This is a genomic window from Rathayibacter sp. AY1A2 (genome assembly GCF_002930935.1).
GTDB lineage: Bacteria > Actinomycetota > Actinomycetes > Actinomycetales > Microbacteriaceae > Rathayibacter.
This window is the reverse complement of the sequence record NZ_PSTP01000001.1, coordinates 48216-67545: the sequence shown is the minus strand read 5'-3', so window position 1 is coordinate 67545 and position 19330 is coordinate 48216. Positions and strand designations below refer to the sequence as shown.

Genomic DNA, 19330 nt, shown 5'->3' with positions numbered 1-19330 from the left:
GGTCGAGCAGAGGAGATGGTCGTGAAGCTGCCCCGCGTCCCCGCGACGATCCTGGGTCTGGGCTCGCGCACCCGCGCCGCCGCCGAGGACACCGCTCCCATCCAGCGTCTGCGCCCGGACGACGAGCCGGCCCGCACCAGCACGGTCGACAACGCGATCTACCAGGACGGCCGCCGGGTCGTCTCTCCCGGCAGCATCCCGGAGGCGCTCGCCGCCCTGCAGAAGCTGCCCGACGCGATGGCGTGGATCGGGCTGTACCGGCCGAACGCGGCCGAGCTCGCCGCGCTCGAGGACGAGTTCTCGATGCACCCGCTCGCCCTCGAGGACGCGATCAGCGCGCACCAGAGGCCCAAGCTCGAGCGGTACGGCAGCGACATGTTCGTGGTGCTGCGCGCCGCCAGCTACTCCGACCAGCGCGAGGAGGTCGACTTCGGCGAGCTCCACCTGTTCGTGGGGTCGAACTTCGTCGTCACGGTCCGCCACTCCGAGAAGCCCGACCTCTCGCTGGTGCGGCGGCGGATGGAGGCCGATCCGGAGCTGCTGCGCGTCGGCCCGGTCGCCGTGCTGTACGCGATCCTCGACGCCGTCGTGGATCAGTACTCGCCCGTCGTCGCCGGTCTCGAGAACGACATCGACGAGATCGAGGCGCAGGTCTTCGAGGGCGACCCGGCGGTGTCCCGCCGCATCTACGAGCTCAGCCAGGAGGTGCTGGACTTCCAGCGTGCGGTCGCTCCGCTGACCGGCATGCTCGGGCGGCTCGTCACCGACTTCGAGGTGTTCCAGTCGGATGTGGAGCTGCGCCGCTACATCCGCGACGTCGCCGACCACGTCGCGCTCGTCACCGAGCGGGTCGACGGCTTCCGCACCACGCTGCGGGAGATCCTGGCGGTGAACGCGACCCTCGTCGCCCAGCGGCAGAACGAGGACATGAAGAAGCTCGCGGAGGTGGGCAACCAGCAGAACGACGAGGTCAAGCGGATCTCCGCGTGGGCGGCCATCTTCTTCGCGCCGACCATGATCTCGAGCATCTACGGCATGAACTTCGACGTGATGCCCGAGCTGCACGTGGCGTGGGGGTACCCGGCGGCGCTCGCGGCGATGCTCGCCTCGAGCGTGGTGCTGCACCGGCTCTTCAAGCGGTGGGGCTGGCTCTGAGCCCGCGTCCCGCGACGTGTCAACACCGTGACGGTCCCGGAGGCTCCGCGTAGCGTCGCTCGCGGGCCGTCCGGCCCCTGAACGGAGGGACTCCCGATGACTCCGGAGGACACGACCACGACGGCCCCGCGGCCCCGCTCCCTCTGGCGGGCGGGCGCGGCTCCGATCCCCTCCGACGAGTTCGTCCCGGGCGCGCACTTCGATGACGTCGTGGTCGGCGCCGGACTCACCGGGCTGGTCACCGCGCTCCTCCTGCAGCGGACCGGCCGGCGCGTGCTGGTGCTGGAGGCGCGGGAGGTCGGCGCGGTCACGACCGGGAACACGACGGCGAAGCTCAGCCTCCTGCAGGGAGCGCACCTCTCCCGGATCGCGGAGCGCAACATCCCCGCGGTGACCGAGGCCTACGTCGCGGCGAACCTCGCGGGCTTCCGCTGGCTGCTCGACTACTGCGAGGGCGCGGGCGTGCCGGTGCAGAGGCGCACCGCCTACAGCTACGCGCAGACGCCCGAGGGCGTGGACGCCGTCCTGAAGGAGCACGCGACCGCGCGCCGCTTCGGCCTCGCGACCCGCCTCGTCGGCGAGCTCGACGTGCCGTTCCCCAGCACGGCGGCCGTCGCCCTCGACGACCAGGCCCAGTTCGACCCGATGGACGTCCTCACGGCGCTCGCCGCCGACTTCCGCGCCGCCGGGGGCACGCTGGTGCAGGGCGTCCGGTCCCTCGGGATGCGAGCGACCGCTCCCGTCCGGGTCCGCACCAGCGCGGGCCCGGTGACCGGGGACCGGGCCTACCTGCTCACGGGGGCGCCGATCCTCGACCGCGGCCTGTACTTCGCCAAGATCGCCGCGCTGCGCTCGTACGCGGTCGCGTTCCGCACCGACGCGCCGATCCCCGACGGCATGTACCTCTCGGTCGACGAGCCGTCCCGCTCGGTGCGCGACGCCGAGCGCGACGGCGAGCGGCTCCTCCTGATCGGCGGCAACGGCCACGCCGTGGGGCGCAGGCCCGTCACCTCGGAGGCGGTGGACGACCTGGTCGCCTGGACGCGGCGGTCCTTCCCGGGGGCGGAGCCGGTCGCGCAGTGGAGCGCCCAGGACTACGAGCCGTTCCACCGTGTGCCGTTCGTGGGCTGGCTGCCGCGGGGCCGCGGACGGATCTTCCTGGCGACCGGCTACGACAAGTGGGGGATGACCAACGCGGTGCAGGCCGCGCTGACGCTCGTCGCCGACCTCGAGGGCGGGACGCCGGCCTGGGCGAGGACGCTGCACCGCCGGCCCACGCTGCCGCGGGTGATGGCGGAGGGGCTCGGCGCCGGGCTGGCGGTGGGCGCCTGGTACGCCCGCGGGTGGTCGGCAGCGCTCCGCGCGCCCCGCTCGGCCGGGGTGGTGCCGGCGGAGGGCCAGGGCTCGCTCGCCCGCGACGGCCTGCAGCCCGTCGCGGTCTCCACCGTGGAGGGGCGGCGCTGCGCGGTGTCGGCGGTGTGCCCGCACCTGGGCGGGATCGTCACCTGGAACGACTCGGAGCGCAGCTGGGACTGCCCGCTGCACGGCTCCCGCTTCGCAGCCGACGGCACGGTGCTGGAGGGGCCGGCGGTCGAGCCGCTCGCCCCGCTGGGCTAGGACGGCCGCCGGCTCAGCGGAGCCGACGGCCGAGGCAGGCCCCGCGGAGCAGGCGGCTCAGTCCTCGTCCGCTCCGGACTCCGCGACCTCGTCGCCGTCCGCGCCCGAGGCGTCGCCGGTCGTGTGCAGATCGGTGTCGCCCGGGATGCTGAAGTCGCTCAGCGGGTCCAGGGGCTTCTTGTCGTCGGTGTCGTCGCTCATGCCTGCCACCCTACGAGCGCCCGGCGAGGCGCTGCACCGCGGCGACCGGGATCGACAGCCACTCCGGCCGGTTGCGCGCCTCGTAGATCGCCTCGTAGACGGCCTTGTCGAGTTCGAACGCGTCGAGCACCGCCCGGTGCGCGGTGACCGCGTCGCCCGCCCGCTCGGTGTAGCCCTCGAGGAACGCGGCCCGGCTCGCCGCCGCCCAGGCCGCCCTCGAGGCGCCCGGCTCGGCCTGCTCGTGCGCGCCCGCCGCGTAGTCGAAGGACCGCAGCATCCCCGCCACGTCGCGCAGGGCCACGTCGGGAAGGCGGCGCTCGTGCATGGGCCGCAGCGGCTCGCCCTCGAAGTCGAGGAGCACCCAGCCGCGGTCGGGCACGGACAGGACCTGCCCGAGGTGGTAGTCGCCGTGGATGCGCTGGAGCCTCGGCCACGGCGCGGTCTCGGCGGCGCGGAACACGGCCTCGATCGCCTCCGAGTCCTCCGCGATCACGGGGACCTCGGCCGAGGCGATGCGCAGGCGACGGCGCATGGTCGCGACCATCCGCTCGACGACCTCGGACGTGGTGTCCTCGGTCGGCATGACCTCCGCCAGCGTCGCGTGCACCTCGGCGGTGGCGCGGCCCAGCTCGCGGGCGGGTCCGGTGAAGTCGGAGTCGGCGGCGACCGCCTCGAGGGCGACGCGCCACGCGTCCTGGACCCCGGGGAGGAACTCCTGCGCGAAGGCGAGGTGCCCGAAGGCGCGGCCCGTCTCCTCGCCCTCGTCGTCCCACTCGCCGGTCACGTTGCCGAGCACGGGCGGGACGAGGGCGCTCCCGGCGGCGTTGAGCGCCGACTGCACCGTCACGTCCGGGTTGTCGCCGTGGTGGAGGGCGCGGAAGACCTTGACGATCACCGGGGTCGCGTCGGATCCGTCGTCGGCGGTGGTGCGGACGATCACCGAGGTGTTCGACTGCTCGCCACTGAGCACCTTCGAGGACGCGAACGCCCCGATCGCGGCACCCGGCTGCCGGTGGCCCTCGGCGCGGGCGCCGCCCTGGGCGCCGTCCTCGTCGGAGCGGCCGCCGTCGGCGATCATGCCGAGCAGGGCGCGGGCGAACACCGGGTCCCGTGGAGCGTCGTACACGAAGTGCACGTCGTCGGAGTAGACGAGGGCGTCCTCGAGCCCGGGCACCGGAGCCGCGTGGACGGTCACCGGCACCTGGTACAGCACCGGGCTCGTGCCTGCCCGGTCGATGAAGAGGTGGTCCACCACCTCCGCCTCGCCGGGGTGCAGCGACCAGGCGCCGCGGACCTCCAGCTCGGGGCGCCGCCCCTTGCTCGCGTACCACCTCTGGTCCGCCACCCATGCGGCGATGCGGTCGATCGACAGGCCTGCGCTCATGCTCTTCCCTCCGTCGGCACCCCGAACCCTACTGGCCGCGGACGACGGGCGGAGGGGCTTGCGGCGGGGCGCTCAGGCCAGCTCGAGCACGTCCAGCGTCCAGGCGTACTCGAACGCGATCTCGCGCCAGCGCTCGTAGCGTCCGCTCACTCCGCCGTGTCCCGCGGTCATCTCGGTGCGCAGCAGCGCGGGAGCGCCGACCTCGCGGAGCCTGGCCACCCACTTCGCCGGCTCCACGTAGAGCACCCGGGTGTCGTTGAGGCTCGTCGTCGCGAGGATCCGGGGGTACTGCACGTCCTCGCGGACGTTCTCGTAGGGCGAGTACGACTTCATGTAGGCGTAGACCTCGGCGTCGTGCAGCGGGTCGCCCCACTCGTCCCACTCGATCACCGTGAGCGGCAGTGACGGGTCGAGGATCGAGGTGAGCGCGTCGACGAACGGCACCTGCGCGAGGACGCCGGCGAACGCCTCCGGGGCGAGGTTCGCGATCGCGCCCATCAGCAGGCCGCCGGCCGACCCTCCCTGCGCGACCAGGCGGTCCGGAGCGGTGAAGCCCGCGTCGACCAGGTGCCGCGCCGCGGAGACGAAGTCGGTGAAGGTCGTCCGCTTCGCCAGCGTCTTCCCGTTCTCGTACCAGGAGCGGCCCATCTCCCCGCCGCCGCGGACGTGCGCGACGGCGAAGACGACGCCGCGGTCGAGCAGCGAGAGGCGCGCGATCGAGAAGCCCGGGTCGATGCTCGCCTCGTACGAGCCGTAGCCGTAGAGGAGGAGCGGCGCGGGGGCCGAGTCCGGATCGGCGGCGTCGAGGCGCCAGACGAGCGAGAGGGGCACCCGCGTGCCGTCCTCCGCCACGGCCCACTCCCTCCTCTGCACGTACAGCGCGGGGTCGTAGTCGCCGAGCACCGGCTGCTGCTTGAGCACCGTGCGCTCGCCCGTCGCGACGTCGAGCGCGAGCACGGTCGAGGGGGTGACGAACGAGGTGTAGGCGAGGCGGAGGGAGGGCTGCTCCCACTCCGGGTTCCCCGCCAGGCCCGCGTCGTAGAGCGGCTCGTCGAAGACGATCTCCTCGAGCCGCGCTCCGGCGCCGTCCTCGCGGAGCAGCCCGAGCCGGGTGGCTCCGTCGGCGCGGTAGGAGACGACGACGTGCCCGGCGAAGGCGTCGACGCCCTCGATCCGGCGGCCCTCGCGGTGCGGCACCACCACGCGGCGCTCGCGGGCCCGGGCGTCGGCGTCGAGCGACAGGTCGGCCGGCTCCTCGACGATCTCGAAGTCGAGGGCGCCGTCGTTGTGCACGATCAGCAGGCGGTCGCGCCCGTCGACGACGGCGTGCTCGACCTCGTACTCCACGCCCTCGCGGCGCGGCCACACCGAGAGGAAGGATCCGGTCGGATCGGACGCGTCCAGCAGCAGGCACTCGCTCGTGATCTTGCTGCCGATCTCGATGACGAGGAAGCGGCGGCTGCGGGTGAGGCCCACGCCGATCCAGTAGCGCTCGTCGGGCTCGGCGAAGACGACCTCGTCCAGGGTCCCGGCGCCGACCTCGTGCCGCCAGATCGTGTCGGGGCGCCAGGACTCGTCGACGGTCGGGTAGAAGACGAAGCGCGCGTCGGCGCCGAAGGTCGCTCCGCCGCCGGTGCCCTCGATGACGTCCGGCAGGTCCTCGCCGGTCTCGAGGTCGCGGATGCGGAGGGTGTAGCGCTCGTCGCCCTCGACGTCGGTGCCGAAGAGCAGCCGTCGGCCGTCGGCCGAGACGTCGAAGCTGCCGAGCGAGAAGAAGTCGTGCCCCTCCGCCTCCGCGTTGCCGTCCAGGACGACCTGCTCGCCCTCGAGCGGACCGCCCTCGGCGATCGACGGCGGCGTCCAGTCGTCCGGCCCGCTGATCGGCGCCCGGCAGTGCACGGCGTACTGGCGGCCCTCGTAGGAGCGCGAGAAGTACCACCAGGAGCCCTCCCGGACGGGGACCGAGAGGTCGGTCTCCTTCGTCCGCGAGCGGATCTCCTCGAACAGGCGCTCGCGCAGCGGAGCGAGAGGAGCCAGCACCGCCTCGGTGTACGCGTTCTCGGCCTCGAGGTGCGCGATCACCTCGGGGCTCTCCTTCTCGCGCAGCCACTCGTAGTGGTCGACCACCACGTCGCCGTGGTGGCGGCGCTCGAGGGGGACGCGGCGGGCGACGGGCGGAACGGGCGCGGTCATCGCTCCAGCCTAGGGCGAGGGCGCCCCTGGCCGCCCGGGGTGCCGCCGCGGCGCCGGGCGTGATCACAATGGAGCATGGCCAGCGGTGCGGAGAACGAGTCGGCGACGTCCCGGGCGGGCGGTGCGCGGAGAGTGCAGACCGAGGTCGAGCGCAAGTACGACGTCGACGCGGGCACCCGGCTGCCCGACCTGTCCGGCGCCGGGAGCGTCGCGAGCGTCCGCACCGAGGAGCCGGTGACCCTCCGCGCCGAGTACTTCGACACCGCCGAGCGCGCTCTGTCCCGGGCGCGGATCACGCTGCGCCGCCGCGAGGGCGGATCCGACCAGGGCTGGCACGTCAAGCTGCCCGGCTCCTCCGGCCGCACCGAGATCCACGCGGAGCTCACGGCCTCGCGCACGGTCCCGTCCGCCGTCCGCGAGCCGGTGCTCGGGCAGGTGGGGCGCGCGCCGCTCGAGCCGCTGGCGCTTCTCGAGACGGTCCGCTCGATCACCCGCGCCCTCGACTCCCACGGGCGGGAGCTCGCCGAGATCGCCGACGACCTGGTGACCGCGCGCGACCAGCGCACCGGCCGCGAGCGGCGCTGGAGGGAGTGGGAGGTCGAGCTCGTCGACGTCCCTGGGGACGAGGGCGAGCGGGTCCTCGACGCGATCGAGCAGCGCCTCCTCGCCGCGGGCGCCCGCCCGGCCGCCAGCGCCTCCAAGCTCGCCCGGGCCACCGGCGGCCCGATCGAGGAGGCGGTCCCGGATCCGCGGAACGGCGGGGAGGCGGCGCTCGCCGCGGTCCGCTCGCTCCTGCGCGAGCTGCGCGCCGTCGACCCGCGGGTGCGCCTCGAGGCCGACGACGCCCTGCACCGGATGCGCGTGCTCGCGCGCCGGCTCCGGTCCGTCCTCGCCGCCTCCCGCTCCGTGCTCGACCGTGCGGCGACCGACCCCGTGCGGGACGAGCTGCGCTGGCTGGGAGGGGTCCTCGGCGCGGCCCGCGACCAGGAGGTGCTCGCCGAGCGGTTCCGCACCTCCCTGGCGGCCGTCGAGGGCGCCCCGAGCACCCCCACCGCCCTGCTGGAGGAGATCGAGCACCGGCACGCCTCGGCGCTGCGCCGCGTCGACCGCACTCTGCGCGGCGGCCGCTACCTCGCGCTCCTCGCCTCGCTCGACGCCCTGCTCGCGGATCCGCCCCGCACCGCGCGGGCCAGCTCGAGCGCGACGGCGCTGGTGCGCCGCTCCGTCGCGAAGGACCTCGCGCGCATCTCCGCGGCGGGCTCCGCGGCGGCCGGCGGCTCGCTCGAGGCTCGTCACGACCTGCGGAAGGCGGCGAAGCGGCTCCGCTACACCGTGGAGGCGTGGCGGGCGGTCGTCCCCGAGGCCGTCGGCGCCCGGCGCCGCTCGCTCGCCGAGGCGGGAGAGGACCTCGCCGACGCCCTGGGGGAGGAGCGCGACGCGCTCGCCGCCCGTGCGCTGATCCTGGAGGAGGCCGATCGCAGCGGGGAGGGAGCCTTCGCGCTGGGGGTCGTCGCCGCCGAGGAGCGGCACCGCGCCAGGCGGGCCGCGAAGGCCGCGGAGAAGGCGGGGGACCGTCTGGGGTCGCTCTCGCGCTGACCGTGCGGCCCCGCGGTCGCTGTCAAGCCGACGGCCCGGTCACACGGACGAAATCCACGGCGGATAATGTGAATCATGCCTTCCGTCCGTGCTCTTCCGTCACCGCTCCTGCGCCCGCGCCACTTCGACCGCGACGACGTCGTGGTCCATGCCGGCCTGTTCTCGCTGGTGAACTCGAGTACGACGCCCCGCGCGGCCTGGACCGAGGACCTGATCGCCATCGGCGAGGTCCTCGACGCCGCCGAATTCCCCTACCGCCTCATCCGCGGCACCGACGGCTCGCCCTTCCTCGCGGTGGACCGCGTGCTCGGCGCCGAGCTGGCCACGCTGCTGGCGCGCGCCTTCGCGACCGAGCCCTTCTACGCCAAGACGGTCGACAAGCGGGGCACCCCGCCCCAGCTCCTGGCCGAGGGCGTGCTCGCGCCGTACCCGCGCGCCTCCGTCTTCAAGCTCTTCCGCCCGCGCGTCTCCTCGACGGGATCGCTGCGCTACGGCGCCCGCAGCGGCGTCCGCCTCGAGCTGTGGAAGGTGGGCGAGGAGGAGATCATCACTCCCGCCGAGAACGCGCTCATGCGCAACAGCCTCCCCGTCGCCGAAGCCATCGACGCCCACGTCGAGGCGTACGGCCGCACCTGGCCGACGTTCGAGGGCATGTTCGAGCCGCTCGTCAGCGACATCCGCTTCGAGGTGGACATCGTCTTCTCGTGGGTCGACGGCACCGACCTGGAGTTCCAGCGCGCCCGTGCGGCCCGCATGGCGAGCTACGTGGTGGGCGAGGGCGACGACGCTCCGGCGCGCTTCCGCCAGATCGACGAGCTCAAGTACGCCCTGCGCAGCGTCTACATGTACGCGCCGTGGATCCGGCACATCTACATCGTCACCGACTCCCCGCGCCCGCGCTGGCTGGACGAGCACCCGGACGTCACCCTCGTGCGCAGCGAGGACCACTTCCGCGACCTCTCGGTGCTGCCGACGCACAACTCCCACGCGGTCGAGAGCCAGCTGCACCGCATCCCGGGGCTGGCGGAGCACTTCCTCTACTCCAACGACGACATGTTCTTCGGGCGCCCGGTCGACCCGTCGATCTTCTTCTCGCCCGGGGGCATCACGAAGTTCATCGAGGCGACGACGCGCATCGGCATGGGCGACTCCAACGCCTCCCGCAGCGGCTTCGAGAACGCGGCCCGCGTCAACCGGCGCCTGCTCCGCGAGCGCTTCGGCGCGATGACGACCCGTCACCTCGAGCACGCCGCCACGCCGCTCCGCAAGACCGTGATGGCCGAGCTCGAGGCCGAGTTCGAGCCGGAGTTCACCGCGACCGCCGCGAGCCGCTTCCGCTCCGCGAGCGACGTCTCCGTCACCAACTCGCTCTACCACTACTACGCGCTGATGACCGGGCGCGCGGTCGTGCAGGAGAACGCCTCGGTGAAGTACGTCGACACGACGATGCACCAGGGGCTGAAGGACATGCGCAAGCTCCTCAAGAACCGCGGAGTCGACTTCTTCTGCCTCAACGACGGCAGCTTCCCCGAGATCTCGGCGGAGGCGCGCACCAAGGCCGTCATCGGGTTCCTCGAGGAGTACTACCCGATCCCGGCTCCGTGGGAGCGCGAGGTCTGACCGTGGGCTGGGCCGTCGGGGGAGCGGTTGCCGGGCTGCTTCTCGGCCTGGCGAGCTCGCTCGTGTTCCCGGGCATCGGAGTGGGAGCGGGCGTCGGCGTGGGCGTCGCGCTGGCCGCGGCGCTGGCGCTCGCCGGATGGCTGTTCGCGCGGGACCGCGCCGGCGGGCGCTGACACCGTCGGCCGTGTCCGAGGACGCGGTCGACGCGGCGCCCGGAGGCGTCGGGGCGACCCCGACGCCCCGTCGCGTCGCTACGCGCTGACGCCCACCCGCTCCACGAGCGGCGGGTAGAGCTCCTCGTCCCGGGCGACGGGGGCCGCCGTCGCCGCGGCGATCTCGACGCCGTGGTCCGCGAGGATCCGCTGCGTCTCGTTCGCCGAGACGTAGGACACCTCGGTCGAGGCGCCGATCGGCACCACCGAGTGCAGCACCGTGCCGTCGTAGACGTGGATCAGGTTGAACGCCTGGGCGCCGTTGCGGGCGCGGGTCGCTCCCACCGGCACGTTGAGGTCCTGGGTGTAGCAGGTGGCCGACGCGACCGAGACCGGGATGCCGGCGAACATCGCCGTCGACGAGTAGTGCAGGTGGCCCGCGATGATGCTGCGGACGTCGGAGCCCTCGAGCACCTCCGCGAGGGCGGGCTGGTCGCGCAGCTCCACGAGGACCGACAGGTCGAGCACGCTCGGCACCGGCGGGTGGTGCAGCGCGAGGATCGTGCCGTGCGGGGCCGGGCTGGAGAGCTCCTCCGCCAGCCAGTCGAGCTGCGCGTCCGAGATCTCCCCGTAGTGGGCGCCGGGCACGGTGGAGTCCAGCGCGATGATCCGCAGCCCGTTCACGTCGTGCACGCGGTCGACCGGCTGCGTGGTCGGGAGCTGGTCGAGCAGCCCCGAGCGGAACGCGCCGCGGTCGTCGTGGTTGCCCATCACCCAGATCACCTCGGCGCCGAGGCGTGCGGCCGCGGGCTCGACGACGGCGCGCAGCTTCGCGTACGCCTCCGGCTCGCCCTTGTCGGCGAGATCACCCGTGATGACGATGGCCTCCGGACGTCCGCCGGACGCCTCCAGCTCGTCGAACAGGAGCCGCAGCTGGGCCTCGCTGTCGACGTCGGAGCCGTACAGGCCGCCGTCTCCGGCGATGAAGTGGGTGTCGCTCAGGTGAAGGATGAAGTGGTTGGGCCGGGGGTACTCGGCCTGGCGGAGGGACATGATCCTCGGGTTCCACGATCGGCGGGAGCCGGATCACGCGACCCGGCGTCGGCACTTGCGCACTGCTCCAGCGGAGGCGACCCCGCTGCGATCAGTCCATCATCGCGGGGTGAACTCCGGGCCAACACCGGTCGGCGCGTCATCGAACGGTTCTCCCAGGTTGCCGGTCGCTGCGCGGTCCTCCCGGACCCCGGAGGACCGCCGCGATCAGAGCCGGGCGAGCAGCCGCGCGTAGAACTCGATGGCGCGCTCGAACTGGTCGGCCTCGACCGACTCGTCGACCCCGTGGATCCCGAGCTGCTGCCGCGGGCTGATCTCGAACGGGATGAAGCGGTAGACGTGGTCGCTGATGGCGTGGAAGTGCCGGGCGTCGCTGCCGCCGGTCTGCACGTAGGGGGCGACGATCGCGTCCGGGAACGACTCCTGGACGACCGCGCGGAGCAGGTCGTACGGCCCGCCGTCGCCGGGTTCGCCGGTGGGGGAGACGGCGGAGGGCTCGTGGGCGACCTTCACCTCGACCTCGACCTCCGGGTCGTCGATGACGGCGCGGATGCGCTCGACCACGCCCGCCACGGTGCCGCCCGGGTTGATCCGCACGTTCGCGGTGGCGCTGGCGCTGGAGGCGAGGACGTTCGCTCCGGTGCTGCCGCGCAGCTCGGTGACCGCGACCGTCGTCCGCAGCATCGCGGCCGAGCGGTTGGAGTGGGCGGCGAGCGCGCCGACGACGGCGTCCGGGTGCTCGTGCGGGCGGGCGTACCAGACGGCGTGGGCCGCGTCCGCGTGGTCGGCCGCCGCGCGCACCAGCTGGGCGATCGGCTCCGGGAGGGTCGAGGGGAACGGGTTCTCGGTCAGGCGGTGGATCGCCCTCGCGAGCCGCTGGGTGGCGAGCAGCCCGGGCGGGGGCGGCGGAGCGGAGGCGTGGCCGCCGACGTCGCGGCAGGTCAGCTCGAGGTTCATGATCCCGCGCTCGGTGACGCCGATCACGGCGATCGGGGTGGTGACGCCGGGCAGGATGCCGCGCCGCACGTTCCCGCCCTCGTCGAGCACGAGGCGCGGGCGGACCCCGCGCGCGCCGAGCAGGGCGACGACCGAGGGGGCGCCGTCGCCCGCCGTCTCCTCGTTGTGCGTGGAGAGGAGGTACACGTCGTGCCGGGGCCGCTCGCCCCGCAGGACGGCCGCCTCGACCGCCTCGAGGAGGGCGACGAGGGAGCCCTTGTCGTCGAGGGCGCCGCGCGCCACGACGGAGGTGCGGCCGTCCGCGGCGACGATCGTCTCGGCCGCGAACGGGTCGTGCGACCACTCCGCCGCCGTCACGCTGACCACGTCGTAGTGGGCCATCAGCACGGCCGGCTCGCCCGGCTCCTCACCGCGCCAGCGCCAGAGGAGGGAGTGGCCGGCGACGGTCTCGGACTCCAGCGCCGCGTGCAGCGCCGGGTAGAGCTCGGCGACGAGCGTGCGGAACGCCTCGAAGCGGCTCCAATCGGTGGCCGTCTCGTCCGAGTGGGACACCGTCTCGACGCGCAGCAGGGCTTGGAAGCGCTCGAGCGCGGTCGTCGTCACCGGGCTAGCCTACGACGGCGGTGCCGGGCTCCCGGCCCCGGCGAGCGGAGGTGCGCGGTGGGACTGCCCGAGGTGTGCGTCGTCTACGTCCTCCGCGAGGGCCCGCGGGGCGCGGAGGTGCTGCTCGGCCGGAAGCGCCGCGGCCTCGGCGAGGGGCGCGTGGTCGCTCCCGGCGGCAAGCTCGAGCCCGGCGAGTCGCCCGTCGCCGCCGCCGTCCGCGAACTGCAGGAGGAGGCCGGGCTCGTCGCCCGAGCGGCCGATCTGGAGCCGCGCGGCGTGCTCGACTACTCCTTCCCGCACCGGCCGGCCTGGAGCCAGCGCTCGCACGTCTTCCTCTGCCGCCGCGTCACCGGCGAGGTCACCGAGTCGAGCGAGCTCGCCGCCGCCTTCGTCCCGGTCGAGGAGGTGCCGTTCGAGCGGATGTGGGATGACGCCCGCCTCTGGCTGCCGGGCGTGCTGCGCGGGGGCGCGCCCGTGCGCCTCCGGGTCGAGTTCGGCGCCGACCTCGCGAGCGTGGCCTCGTGGGGGCCGGCCGACGCTCAGACGAACGTTCCCGCCACCAGCAGCGCCAGCAGCGAGATCACCGAGGCGATCGAGAGCGTCAGCGAGTAGGCGGTGAACGTGCCCCGCACGGTGAGGCCGAGCACGGACTTGAAGAGCCAGAACGCGTTGGCGTTGACCATCCCGAGGAAGAGCGCGCCGGAGCCGGCGGCCAGGGCGATCAGCGCCGGGTTCACGTCGAGCACGGGGATCAGCGGGGCGACGATGCCGACCGCGGTGATCGCGGCCGTCGAGACCGAGCCGATCGCCGCGTGCAGCACGGCCGCGACGACCCAGGTGAGCAGGATCGGCGAGAGGGCCCGCCCGTCGAAGGCGCCGGCGAGCGCGTCGCCGACCCCGGTTCCTCCGACCACGGCGGCGAGGCTGCCGCTGACCCCGGTCAGGACGACGATCGGGCCGCTGCGGGTCAGTGCTCCGCCCAGTGCCGTGGCCACGGCGCCCTTCGGGAGCGTCCGCAGTGCCGTCGCGTAGGCCAGCACCAAGCCGGCCAGCAGCGCGATGTGCGCGTCGCCGAGGAACCGCAGGAGGGGGACGTCGAGCTCGGCCAGCTGGGTGAGCGAGTTCGCGGCGATCAGCACGATGGTGAGGGCGATCGGAGCGACGGCCAGCGCGAGCGGCACCCGCCGCGTCGCGAGCGCCGTGCCTCCCGTGGCCGCGCCCGCCTCGGGCTCGAGAGCGGGCCCCGGGACCGCCCCGCCCTCGAGGTCGCGCTCGTCCCGCCAGCCGCCGCGCTTCACCAGGGCGCTGTACACCAGCACGGTCAGCACGATGGTGACGATGCCCAGCGGGGCGCCGATGGCGACCATCGACGGCAGGGGAGCGCCCGCGATGCCTGCCGTGGCCAGCGCGGCGGCTCCGGGGACGACGAAGACCACGCCCACGATCATCCCGACGATGGAGGAGCCGGCCAGCAGCCCGTAGCCACCGGCACCGAGCCCCCGCGAGGCCAGACGAGTCAGCGGTGCGCTCATCACGACCAGCACGTCGGAGTAGATCGAGGGGAAGGCGACGCCCAGGGTCAGCGCGTAGGCGACCGGGAGCGCGCGCCGACCGAAGCGCTTCACGAGCCAGCGGGCGAGCAGCGGGGCCACGCCCAGCGCCTCCAGGAGCGATCCGAGCAGCAGGCCGAGCGCGATCAGCAGGCCGATGTCGCCGAGGACCGCGCCGAATCCGGACGTCATCGCGGTCACCGTCCCCTCGCCGCCCTGCCCCGAGACGAGGCCGAGCCCGAGGGCCGAGACGAGGAGGGCGATCACCGGCTCGACCTTCAGCACGACGATCAGGACCACGACGGCCACGATCGTGAGCAGGATGAGGAGCACGGGCCAGTAGTCGGTCATGGGCGGTCCTTCTGTCCAGGAGCGGGAGGGCCCGGAGACCGGGTCGCCGCGAGCCGTCCAGCCCCAGCCGTGGTGCGCCGCCAGACGGACGATCGCGCGGATCCGCGGAGCCGGGAGAACGCCGCGGAGATGCGGCGCGTCAGCGGAACATACCGATCCCCGACCCTGCTCCCCGACGTCGACGACTTCCTTCGTCATGCAGCGTCGCGAACACGCGGGCCGGATGCGCACCCTGCTACTTTCACCGGGCAGACGTCCTCGGGGGGAGGACGCAGCCGCATCTCTCCTCCGTGGTCACCCGCATCCGGACGGCCTCCGCCGTCCGACCCGCCAGGCGCCCTCCGTGGGGCGCCGCCGTCAGCGGACCACACGACAGCGACGCGATCCGGCCCCGCCCGGACGCGCCCGAGCGCAGCAGGAGCACTACCCATGACGGCACAGATCATCGACGCGACCGATCTCGACGAGCTCCGGCGCGTCGGGCAGGAGCTCCGCGAGGGCGCGACCGTCATCGCGCAGACCGACACGAACTACGGCGTGTTCGCCAGCCCCTTCTCGCGCAGCGCCTGCTTCCGCCTCTACGACATGAAGAAGCGGGACGGCGCGAAGCCGCTCACCCTCTTCGTCTCCGCGCCCCGCGACTGGGCGACCTGGGCCTTCGCCCCGGAGACGGCCGACATGGACGCGCTCGTCGCAGCGTTCTGGCCGGGGCCGCTGAACGTCATCCTGCGCCGCAAGCCCGTCGTCCCGGACTGGGTCACCTCGGGCCAGGACACGGTGTCGGTCGTGCACAACCTCAGCGCCCCGATCAACCTGCTCTCGATATTCGCGGGCCTGCCGCTCGCGGCCACCTCCGCCAACATCAGCGGCACGGTGTCGACCGGACTCGTCGACTTCGACCTCGCCGCGGAGCACCTCGGCGGCGACAGCGACTACCTGATCCGCAGCACCACCGCCCCCGACTCCACGATGAGCAGCACGATCGTCTCCCTCGTGGGCGGCGCGTCGATCGTCCGTCAGGGCGACGTGGGCGCCGACGCACTGCGCGTCGTCGTGCCCTCCCTTGTCTGACCTCGGGCGCGGGGACGCCCCGCGCGGCCGCAGCGCCGCCGGGCTGATCACGGTCTACCGGATCGTCTCGCGCGCCTACTTCCACCTGCCCGTGGTCGCGGTGTTCCTGCTGGCGCGGGGCTACCCGATCCTGGCCGTGGCGCTGCTGCTGGCGCTCTACGGAGTGGTGGCGGCGCTCGCCGACGGCCCGCTCTCGCCGCTCACACGCCGCCTGTCCTCGGCGGGCGCGCTCGTCGTCGGCGAGGGCGTGAAGGCACTGGGCCTCGTCGTGATCGTGCTGGACGCGGATCCGGTCGCCGTCGTGATCAGCCAGCTGCTCGCCGGCTGCGGCTTCTCGCTGACGGCCGGGCGGGACGCCGCGCTGGCCTCCTCGCTGCGCGCCGGAGCCGATGCTCGCCGCCAGGAGACGCGGGTGCAGAGCGGAATGTTCCTCGCCTCCTTCGGCGCGGGAGTGCTCGGGGCCGCCTCGCTCGCGCTCTGGGACCGGCTGCCGTTCCTCCTCAGCGCGCTCGTGTCGTGCGCCGCGCTGGCCGTGGTGCTCCTTGCCCGCCTGCCGCTCGGCGCGAGCGCCGCCTCGGGAGTGGCGGCGCGCGCCGTGCGGCCGGCCGTCCTGCCCGCCGCGGTGCGCTTCTGGTCCCTCTACTACTCCGTGAACCGCGCCGTCCTGCTCGCCGCTTACACCTTCGTGATCCCGCTGCTGCTGTTCCAGGAGCTGCGTCTGACGCGGCCCGCGTTCGGCCTGGTGCTCGGCCTCTACACGCTCGCCGGCCTGGCCGCCGCCCGGCTCTCGCCGCTCATCGCCGGCACGCCCCTGGTCTTCCGGCTGACGGCGCTCACCCAGGTGCTGGGCCTCGCCCTGACCACCCTCGGGGTGCTCGGCGCCGCGATCGCCGGCCTGGCCCTGCTCGGGATCGCGGGCGGCTTCGTGCGGCCCGCGACGATGATCGCCCTGGCGCCGGCGATGAACGGGCTCGAGGACGGCGCCCGGGTCGCGGTGATGCGCGGACTGGAGCGCAACCAGGGGATCCTCCAGGCCGTCCTGCTCGTCGGCGCCGGGATACTCGTCCCCCTCACGGGAGGGACCGCGCCGACCCTCATCGTCCTCGTCGTCCTCGCGGTCCTCGCGCAGACGATCGGGGCCGTCTCGATGCGACGACAGGAGAGGAGGGCCGTCACCGCGGAAGCGGAGTGACAGAGGAAGTCCGGGACGAGCCCGCCGGCGGCGTCCCTCATCCACGTGCAAGGAGTGAAGCAGTGCAGCCCATCTACACGTTCTCCGATTCCGACAGATCGACCCTCCAGCAGTCGCTGCTGGCGGTCGCCATCGACCCCTACAAGGACTACGACCGCTTCCGCGACGCGATCGCCGCGCTGATCGACAGCGGCGACGTCCCGCAGGGCTTCGTCGACGCGCTCGCCCGCATCCGGCGCGAGCGCGACGAGAAGATCACCTACGCGCACCTGATCTCGAACAACCCGGTCGACGACGAGATCCCCTGGCTCGACCAGGACGACGCGCTCGAGGACAAGTACCGCAAGAAGCTGACGTTCGTCGGCGAGGGCCTGCTCGAGCTGCAGTCGCAGTACCTCGGCTCGCCGCTGCTCGCATACGCCACCCGCAACAACGGCGACTTCTTCCAGGACGTCTACGCCGACAACCGCTTCTCGAACACCCAGACGCAGAAGACCGACGGCGAGCTGTACTGGCACAACGAGCGGACCGCGCACCCGGTGCGCGCCGACTTCATCTCGCTCCTGGGACTGCGCACGCCCGAGACCGACCTCGTCTACACGAAGTACGTCGACGGCCGCGAGATCCTGCGCTTCATCTCACCCGAGAACCAGGCGCTCCTGCGCGAGGCGGTCTACATCACCCCGTTCGACGAGCTCTCGCGCGCCCAGAACAAGAACCAGATCGTGTCGGACCAGCACGCTCTGCTCGAGAACGAGCACAGCTTCCGCTACTACGACACCCGGACGGTGCCGGCCGACCCGGACGACCTGCCGCACCTGTGGGCGCTCTGGCAGTTCCGCGATGCGCTCTCGAAGGTCAGCGAGCAGTACCACCGGATCCGCGACGCGGACCTGCTGATCATCGCGAACCAGGACGGCCTGCACAGCCGTCAGCTCGTCGACGTCCAGGACCGCGACAAGACCCGCTTCCGCTGGCTGCTGAAGACGTACTCGTTCCGCGACGCGGCGACCGCGGACCGCCACTCCGACTACTGGCTCGACGGCGTCCGCGGCCGAGTCACCGACTGAGAGAGAAGGAGAACGACATGACCGATCTGACCAGGAGCACGCCCCCGCACCCGCTCGACTTCCTGCCCGCGACGGCGCCCCTGGAGGTGTCCAGCGACGACGTGACCGACGGCGAGCGGCTCGCCGAGGCCCAGGGGAGCGGCGACACCAGCCCGTCCCTGCGCTGGAGCGCCGGCCCCGAGGGCACGCAGTCGTACGCCGTGACCGTGTTCGACCCCGATGCGCCGACCCTCGGCGGCATCCACCACTGGGTCCTGGTCGACATCCCGAAGGAGGTCACCGAGCTGGCCGCCGGCTCGACGGAAGTGGGGCGCCCGGCGCTCAACGACCTCGGGTCGCTCGCCTACGCCGGTGCGGCCCCGCCGCCCGGTGACCGCCCGCACCGCTACCTCTTCACGGTGCACGCGCTCGGAGTGCCGACGCTGCCGGTCGACGAGTCGACTCCGGCCTCGCTGGTCGGCTTCCATCTGACCGTCAACACGCTCGCGCGAGGCTCGCTCACGGCCCTCGCCTGAGCCGTCCCGTCGGCGCGCGCGGCGCGGACGGGCGCGCACCGGGCACCGGAGTCGATCCGGAGCCCGGTGCGCGTCCGTTCGCGGCATCACCGCCGCGGACGACGGGAGGCGATCCGCTAGGCTTCCGCTCGGCCGGGGCCCCGCCCATGGCGTCTCTGGACACCACGAAAGGGAAAGAATGACCAGCACGACGGTGATCGAATGGCGTGAGCAGGCTCCTGCGGAAGCGGTGGACGCGCTCTACGCCCCCGGTGGACTGGTCGTCTGCGCGACCAAGGTCGGCTACATCCTGATGACGACCGACGGAGCGGGCCTCGAGCGCAAGTTCTCGGCCAAGCAGCGCAACCGCAACAAGCCGGGCGTCGTGCTCTGCTCCAGCATCGAGCAGCTCACCGAGCTCGCCGAGCTCAACGAGGAGGTCCTCGCCTTCTACCAGAAGCACTGGGACCAGGACGTCCTGCTCGGCTGCATCCTCCCGTGGAAGGCCGAGGCCGTCGACCTGATCGACGAGGACGCCCGCGAGCTGGTCCGCGACGGACGGGGCACCAGCTGCTTCGTCATCCGCTTCGGCCGCCCGGCCGAGCAGCTGGTCGCCACCATGTGGGAGCGCGACCGCACCCTCACCTTCGCCAGCTCGGCCAACCCCTCGGGCGTGGGCAACCGCGGCCGCGTCGCGAACATCGGCGAGCGGATCGAGAACGAGGCCGACGTCATCGTCTCGGCCGACTCCTACGTCTCCTCGATCCAGCCGGACAAGGACGAGGACTCCCGCCACGAGCAGGGCGTCATGGTCTCGATGGTGGACGCCTCGGGCGCCCTCATCCCCGTGCAGGGCGGCGAGCGCTCGATCACCCCGGGCCCCGTGCTGATCCGCCGCGGCCTCGACTACGAGCGCATCATGCTGAACCTCGCCGAGCAGTTCAACTCCTGGGACTACCGCCAGGGCGAGTACTACTGATCCGGTGAGGGATCGGATCGACGGCCGGGCCGGGGCGCGCCCCCGGCCCGGCCGTCGTCGTTGCACCGCCAGGACTCCAGCAGGCCGTGAGG

At 73.2% G+C, this 19330-nt stretch carries 17 protein-coding genes; 11 read left to right on the top strand and 6 right to left on the bottom strand.

The annotated features are described in order from the left end of the window. Positions 1-15: 15 nt before the first annotated feature. Positions 16-1155, top strand: coding sequence for a magnesium and cobalt transport protein CorA (locus tag C5B93_RS00305; RefSeq protein WP_104223070.1), 1140 nt, complete (start codon positions 16-18; stop codon positions 1153-1155). Between the two features lie 96 nt (positions 1156-1251). Then, entirely contained in the window at positions 1252-2772 is a 1521-nt protein-coding gene (locus C5B93_RS00300) for an FAD-dependent oxidoreductase (protein WP_104291501.1), read from the top strand. Positions 2773-2829: 57 nt separating this feature from the next. Here the strand turns inward: C5B93_RS00300 and C5B93_RS17065 are convergent, their stop codons facing one another. The 3 genes from C5B93_RS17065 to C5B93_RS00290 all read right to left on the bottom strand — a co-directional run bounded on the left by C5B93_RS17065 (position 2830) and on the right by C5B93_RS00290 (position 6550). Continuing rightward, a complete protein-coding gene (locus C5B93_RS17065; protein ID WP_181068284.1) occupies positions 2830-2973 on the bottom strand; it encodes a hypothetical protein in 144 nt (47 codons plus the stop codon). Between the two features lie 10 nt (positions 2974-2983). Then, a complete protein-coding gene (locus C5B93_RS00295) occupies positions 2984-4357 on the bottom strand; it encodes a phosphotransferase (protein ID WP_104266987.1) in 1374 nt (457 codons plus the stop codon). A 72-nt stretch (positions 4358-4429) separates the two neighbouring features. After that, the gene (locus tag C5B93_RS00290; RefSeq protein ID WP_104291500.1) at positions 4430-6550 is read right to left on the bottom strand and encodes a S9 family peptidase; all 2121 of its coding nucleotides are present in this window, start codon (positions 6548-6550) and stop codon (positions 4430-4432) included. Positions 6551-6625: 75 nt separating this feature from the next. Here C5B93_RS00290 and C5B93_RS00285 point away from each other — a divergent pair, with 75 nt between their 5' ends. From C5B93_RS00285 to C5B93_RS00275, 3 genes are all read left to right on the top strand, one after another. Then, on the top strand, positions 6626-8146 hold the full coding sequence (locus C5B93_RS00285) for a CYTH and CHAD domain-containing protein (protein ID WP_104291499.1): 1521 nt from the start codon (positions 6626-6628) through the stop codon (positions 8144-8146). A gap of 75 nt (positions 8147-8221) precedes the next feature. Continuing rightward, positions 8222-9766, top strand: a complete 1545-nt coding sequence (locus C5B93_RS00280; RefSeq protein ID WP_104225612.1) for a stealth family protein — start codon at positions 8222-8224, stop codon at positions 9764-9766. Further along, complete coding sequence (locus C5B93_RS00275; RefSeq protein ID WP_104291498.1) at positions 9748-9939, top strand: hypothetical protein; 192 nt, start codon at positions 9748-9750, stop codon at positions 9937-9939. The genes C5B93_RS00280 and C5B93_RS00275 overlap by 19 nt, the downstream gene beginning before the upstream one ends. Before the next feature lie 78 nt (positions 9940-10017). Here the strand turns inward: C5B93_RS00275 and C5B93_RS00270 are convergent, their stop codons facing one another. Both C5B93_RS00270 and C5B93_RS00265 read right to left on the bottom strand, forming a co-directional pair. After that, complete coding sequence (locus C5B93_RS00270; RefSeq protein WP_104249612.1) at positions 10018-10971, bottom strand: phosphodiesterase; 954 nt, start codon at positions 10969-10971, stop codon at positions 10018-10020. A 207-nt stretch (positions 10972-11178) separates the two neighbouring features. After that, positions 11179-12531 (bottom strand): M20/M25/M40 family metallo-hydrolase, encoded by a 1353-nt coding sequence (locus tag C5B93_RS00265; RefSeq protein ID WP_104291497.1) that lies wholly within the window; start codon positions 12529-12531, stop codon positions 11179-11181. Positions 12532-12588: 57 nt separating this feature from the next. Here C5B93_RS00265 and C5B93_RS00260 point away from each other — a divergent pair, with 57 nt between their 5' ends. Then, positions 12589-13143, top strand: a complete 555-nt coding sequence (locus C5B93_RS00260; protein ID WP_181065444.1) for an 8-oxo-dGTP diphosphatase — start codon at positions 12589-12591, stop codon at positions 13141-13143. Here the strand turns inward: C5B93_RS00260 and C5B93_RS00255 are convergent. Continuing rightward, positions 13071-14432, bottom strand: a complete 1362-nt coding sequence (locus C5B93_RS00255; RefSeq protein WP_181028702.1) for a GntP family permease — start codon at positions 14430-14432, stop codon at positions 13071-13073. The two genes, C5B93_RS00260 and C5B93_RS00255, sit on opposite strands and share 73 nt — an antisense overlap. A gap of 429 nt (positions 14433-14861) precedes the next feature. Here C5B93_RS00255 and C5B93_RS00250 point away from each other — a divergent pair, with 429 nt between their 5' ends. The 5 genes from C5B93_RS00250 to C5B93_RS00230 all read left to right on the top strand — a co-directional run bounded on the left by C5B93_RS00250 (position 14862) and on the right by C5B93_RS00230 (position 19238). Beyond that, a complete protein-coding gene (locus C5B93_RS00250) occupies positions 14862-15503 on the top strand; it encodes an L-threonylcarbamoyladenylate synthase (protein WP_104225616.1) in 642 nt (213 codons plus the stop codon). Next, on the top strand, positions 15496-16695 hold the full coding sequence (locus C5B93_RS00245) for a hypothetical protein (protein ID WP_104291494.1): 1200 nt from the start codon (positions 15496-15498) through the stop codon (positions 16693-16695). Before C5B93_RS00250 ends, C5B93_RS00245 begins: the two co-directional genes overlap by 8 nt. Positions 16696-16757: 62 nt before the next feature. After that, on the top strand, positions 16758-17765 hold the full coding sequence (locus C5B93_RS00240; RefSeq protein WP_104223082.1) for a TauD/TfdA family dioxygenase: 1008 nt from the start codon (positions 16758-16760) through the stop codon (positions 17763-17765). Positions 17766-17782: 17 nt separating this feature from the next. Next, a complete protein-coding gene (locus tag C5B93_RS00235; RefSeq protein ID WP_104223083.1) occupies positions 17783-18280 on the top strand; it encodes a YbhB/YbcL family Raf kinase inhibitor-like protein in 498 nt (165 codons plus the stop codon). Positions 18281-18458: 178 nt separating this feature from the next. After that, a complete protein-coding gene (locus tag C5B93_RS00230) occupies positions 18459-19238 on the top strand; it encodes an L-threonylcarbamoyladenylate synthase (RefSeq protein WP_104223084.1) in 780 nt (259 codons plus the stop codon). Positions 19239-19330: the final 92 nt, after the last annotated feature.

Excerpts from the sequence above, each read along its gene's own strand:
- C5B93_RS00305 (WP_104223070.1), top strand. The coding sequence starts at position 16 with ATGGTCGTGAAGCTGCCCCGCGTCCCCGCGACGATCCTGGGTCTGGGC.
- C5B93_RS00285 (WP_104291499.1), top strand. The coding sequence starts at position 6,626 with ATGGCCAGCGGTGCGGAGAACGAGTCGGCGACGTCCCGGGCGGGCGGT.
- C5B93_RS00255 (WP_181028702.1), bottom strand. The coding sequence starts at position 14,432 with ATGACCGACTACTGGCCCGTGCTCCTCATCCTGCTCACGATCGTGGCC.
- C5B93_RS00295 (WP_104266987.1), bottom strand. The coding sequence starts at position 4,357 with ATGAGCGCAGGCCTGTCGATCGACCGCATCGCCGCATGGGTGGCGGAC.
- C5B93_RS00280 (WP_104225612.1), top strand. The coding sequence starts at position 8,222 with ATGCCTTCCGTCCGTGCTCTTCCGTCACCGCTCCTGCGCCCGCGCCAC.
- C5B93_RS17065 (WP_181068284.1), bottom strand. The coding sequence starts at position 2,973 with ATGAGCGACGACACCGACGACAAGAAGCCCCTGGACCCGCTGAGCGAC.
- C5B93_RS00250 (WP_104225616.1), top strand. The coding sequence starts at position 14,862 with ATGACGGCACAGATCATCGACGCGACCGATCTCGACGAGCTCCGGCGC.
- C5B93_RS00300 (WP_104291501.1), top strand. The coding sequence starts at position 1,252 with ATGACTCCGGAGGACACGACCACGACGGCCCCGCGGCCCCGCTCCCTC.
- C5B93_RS00230 (WP_104223084.1), top strand. The coding sequence starts at position 18,459 with ATGACCAGCACGACGGTGATCGAATGGCGTGAGCAGGCTCCTGCGGAA.
- C5B93_RS00290 (WP_104291500.1), bottom strand. The coding sequence starts at position 6,550 with ATGACCGCGCCCGTTCCGCCCGTCGCCCGCCGCGTCCCCCTCGAGCGC.
- C5B93_RS00270 (WP_104249612.1), bottom strand. The coding sequence starts at position 10,971 with ATGTCCCTCCGCCAGGCCGAGTACCCCCGGCCCAACCACTTCATCCTT.
- C5B93_RS00235 (WP_104223083.1), top strand. The coding sequence starts at position 17,783 with ATGACCGATCTGACCAGGAGCACGCCCCCGCACCCGCTCGACTTCCTG.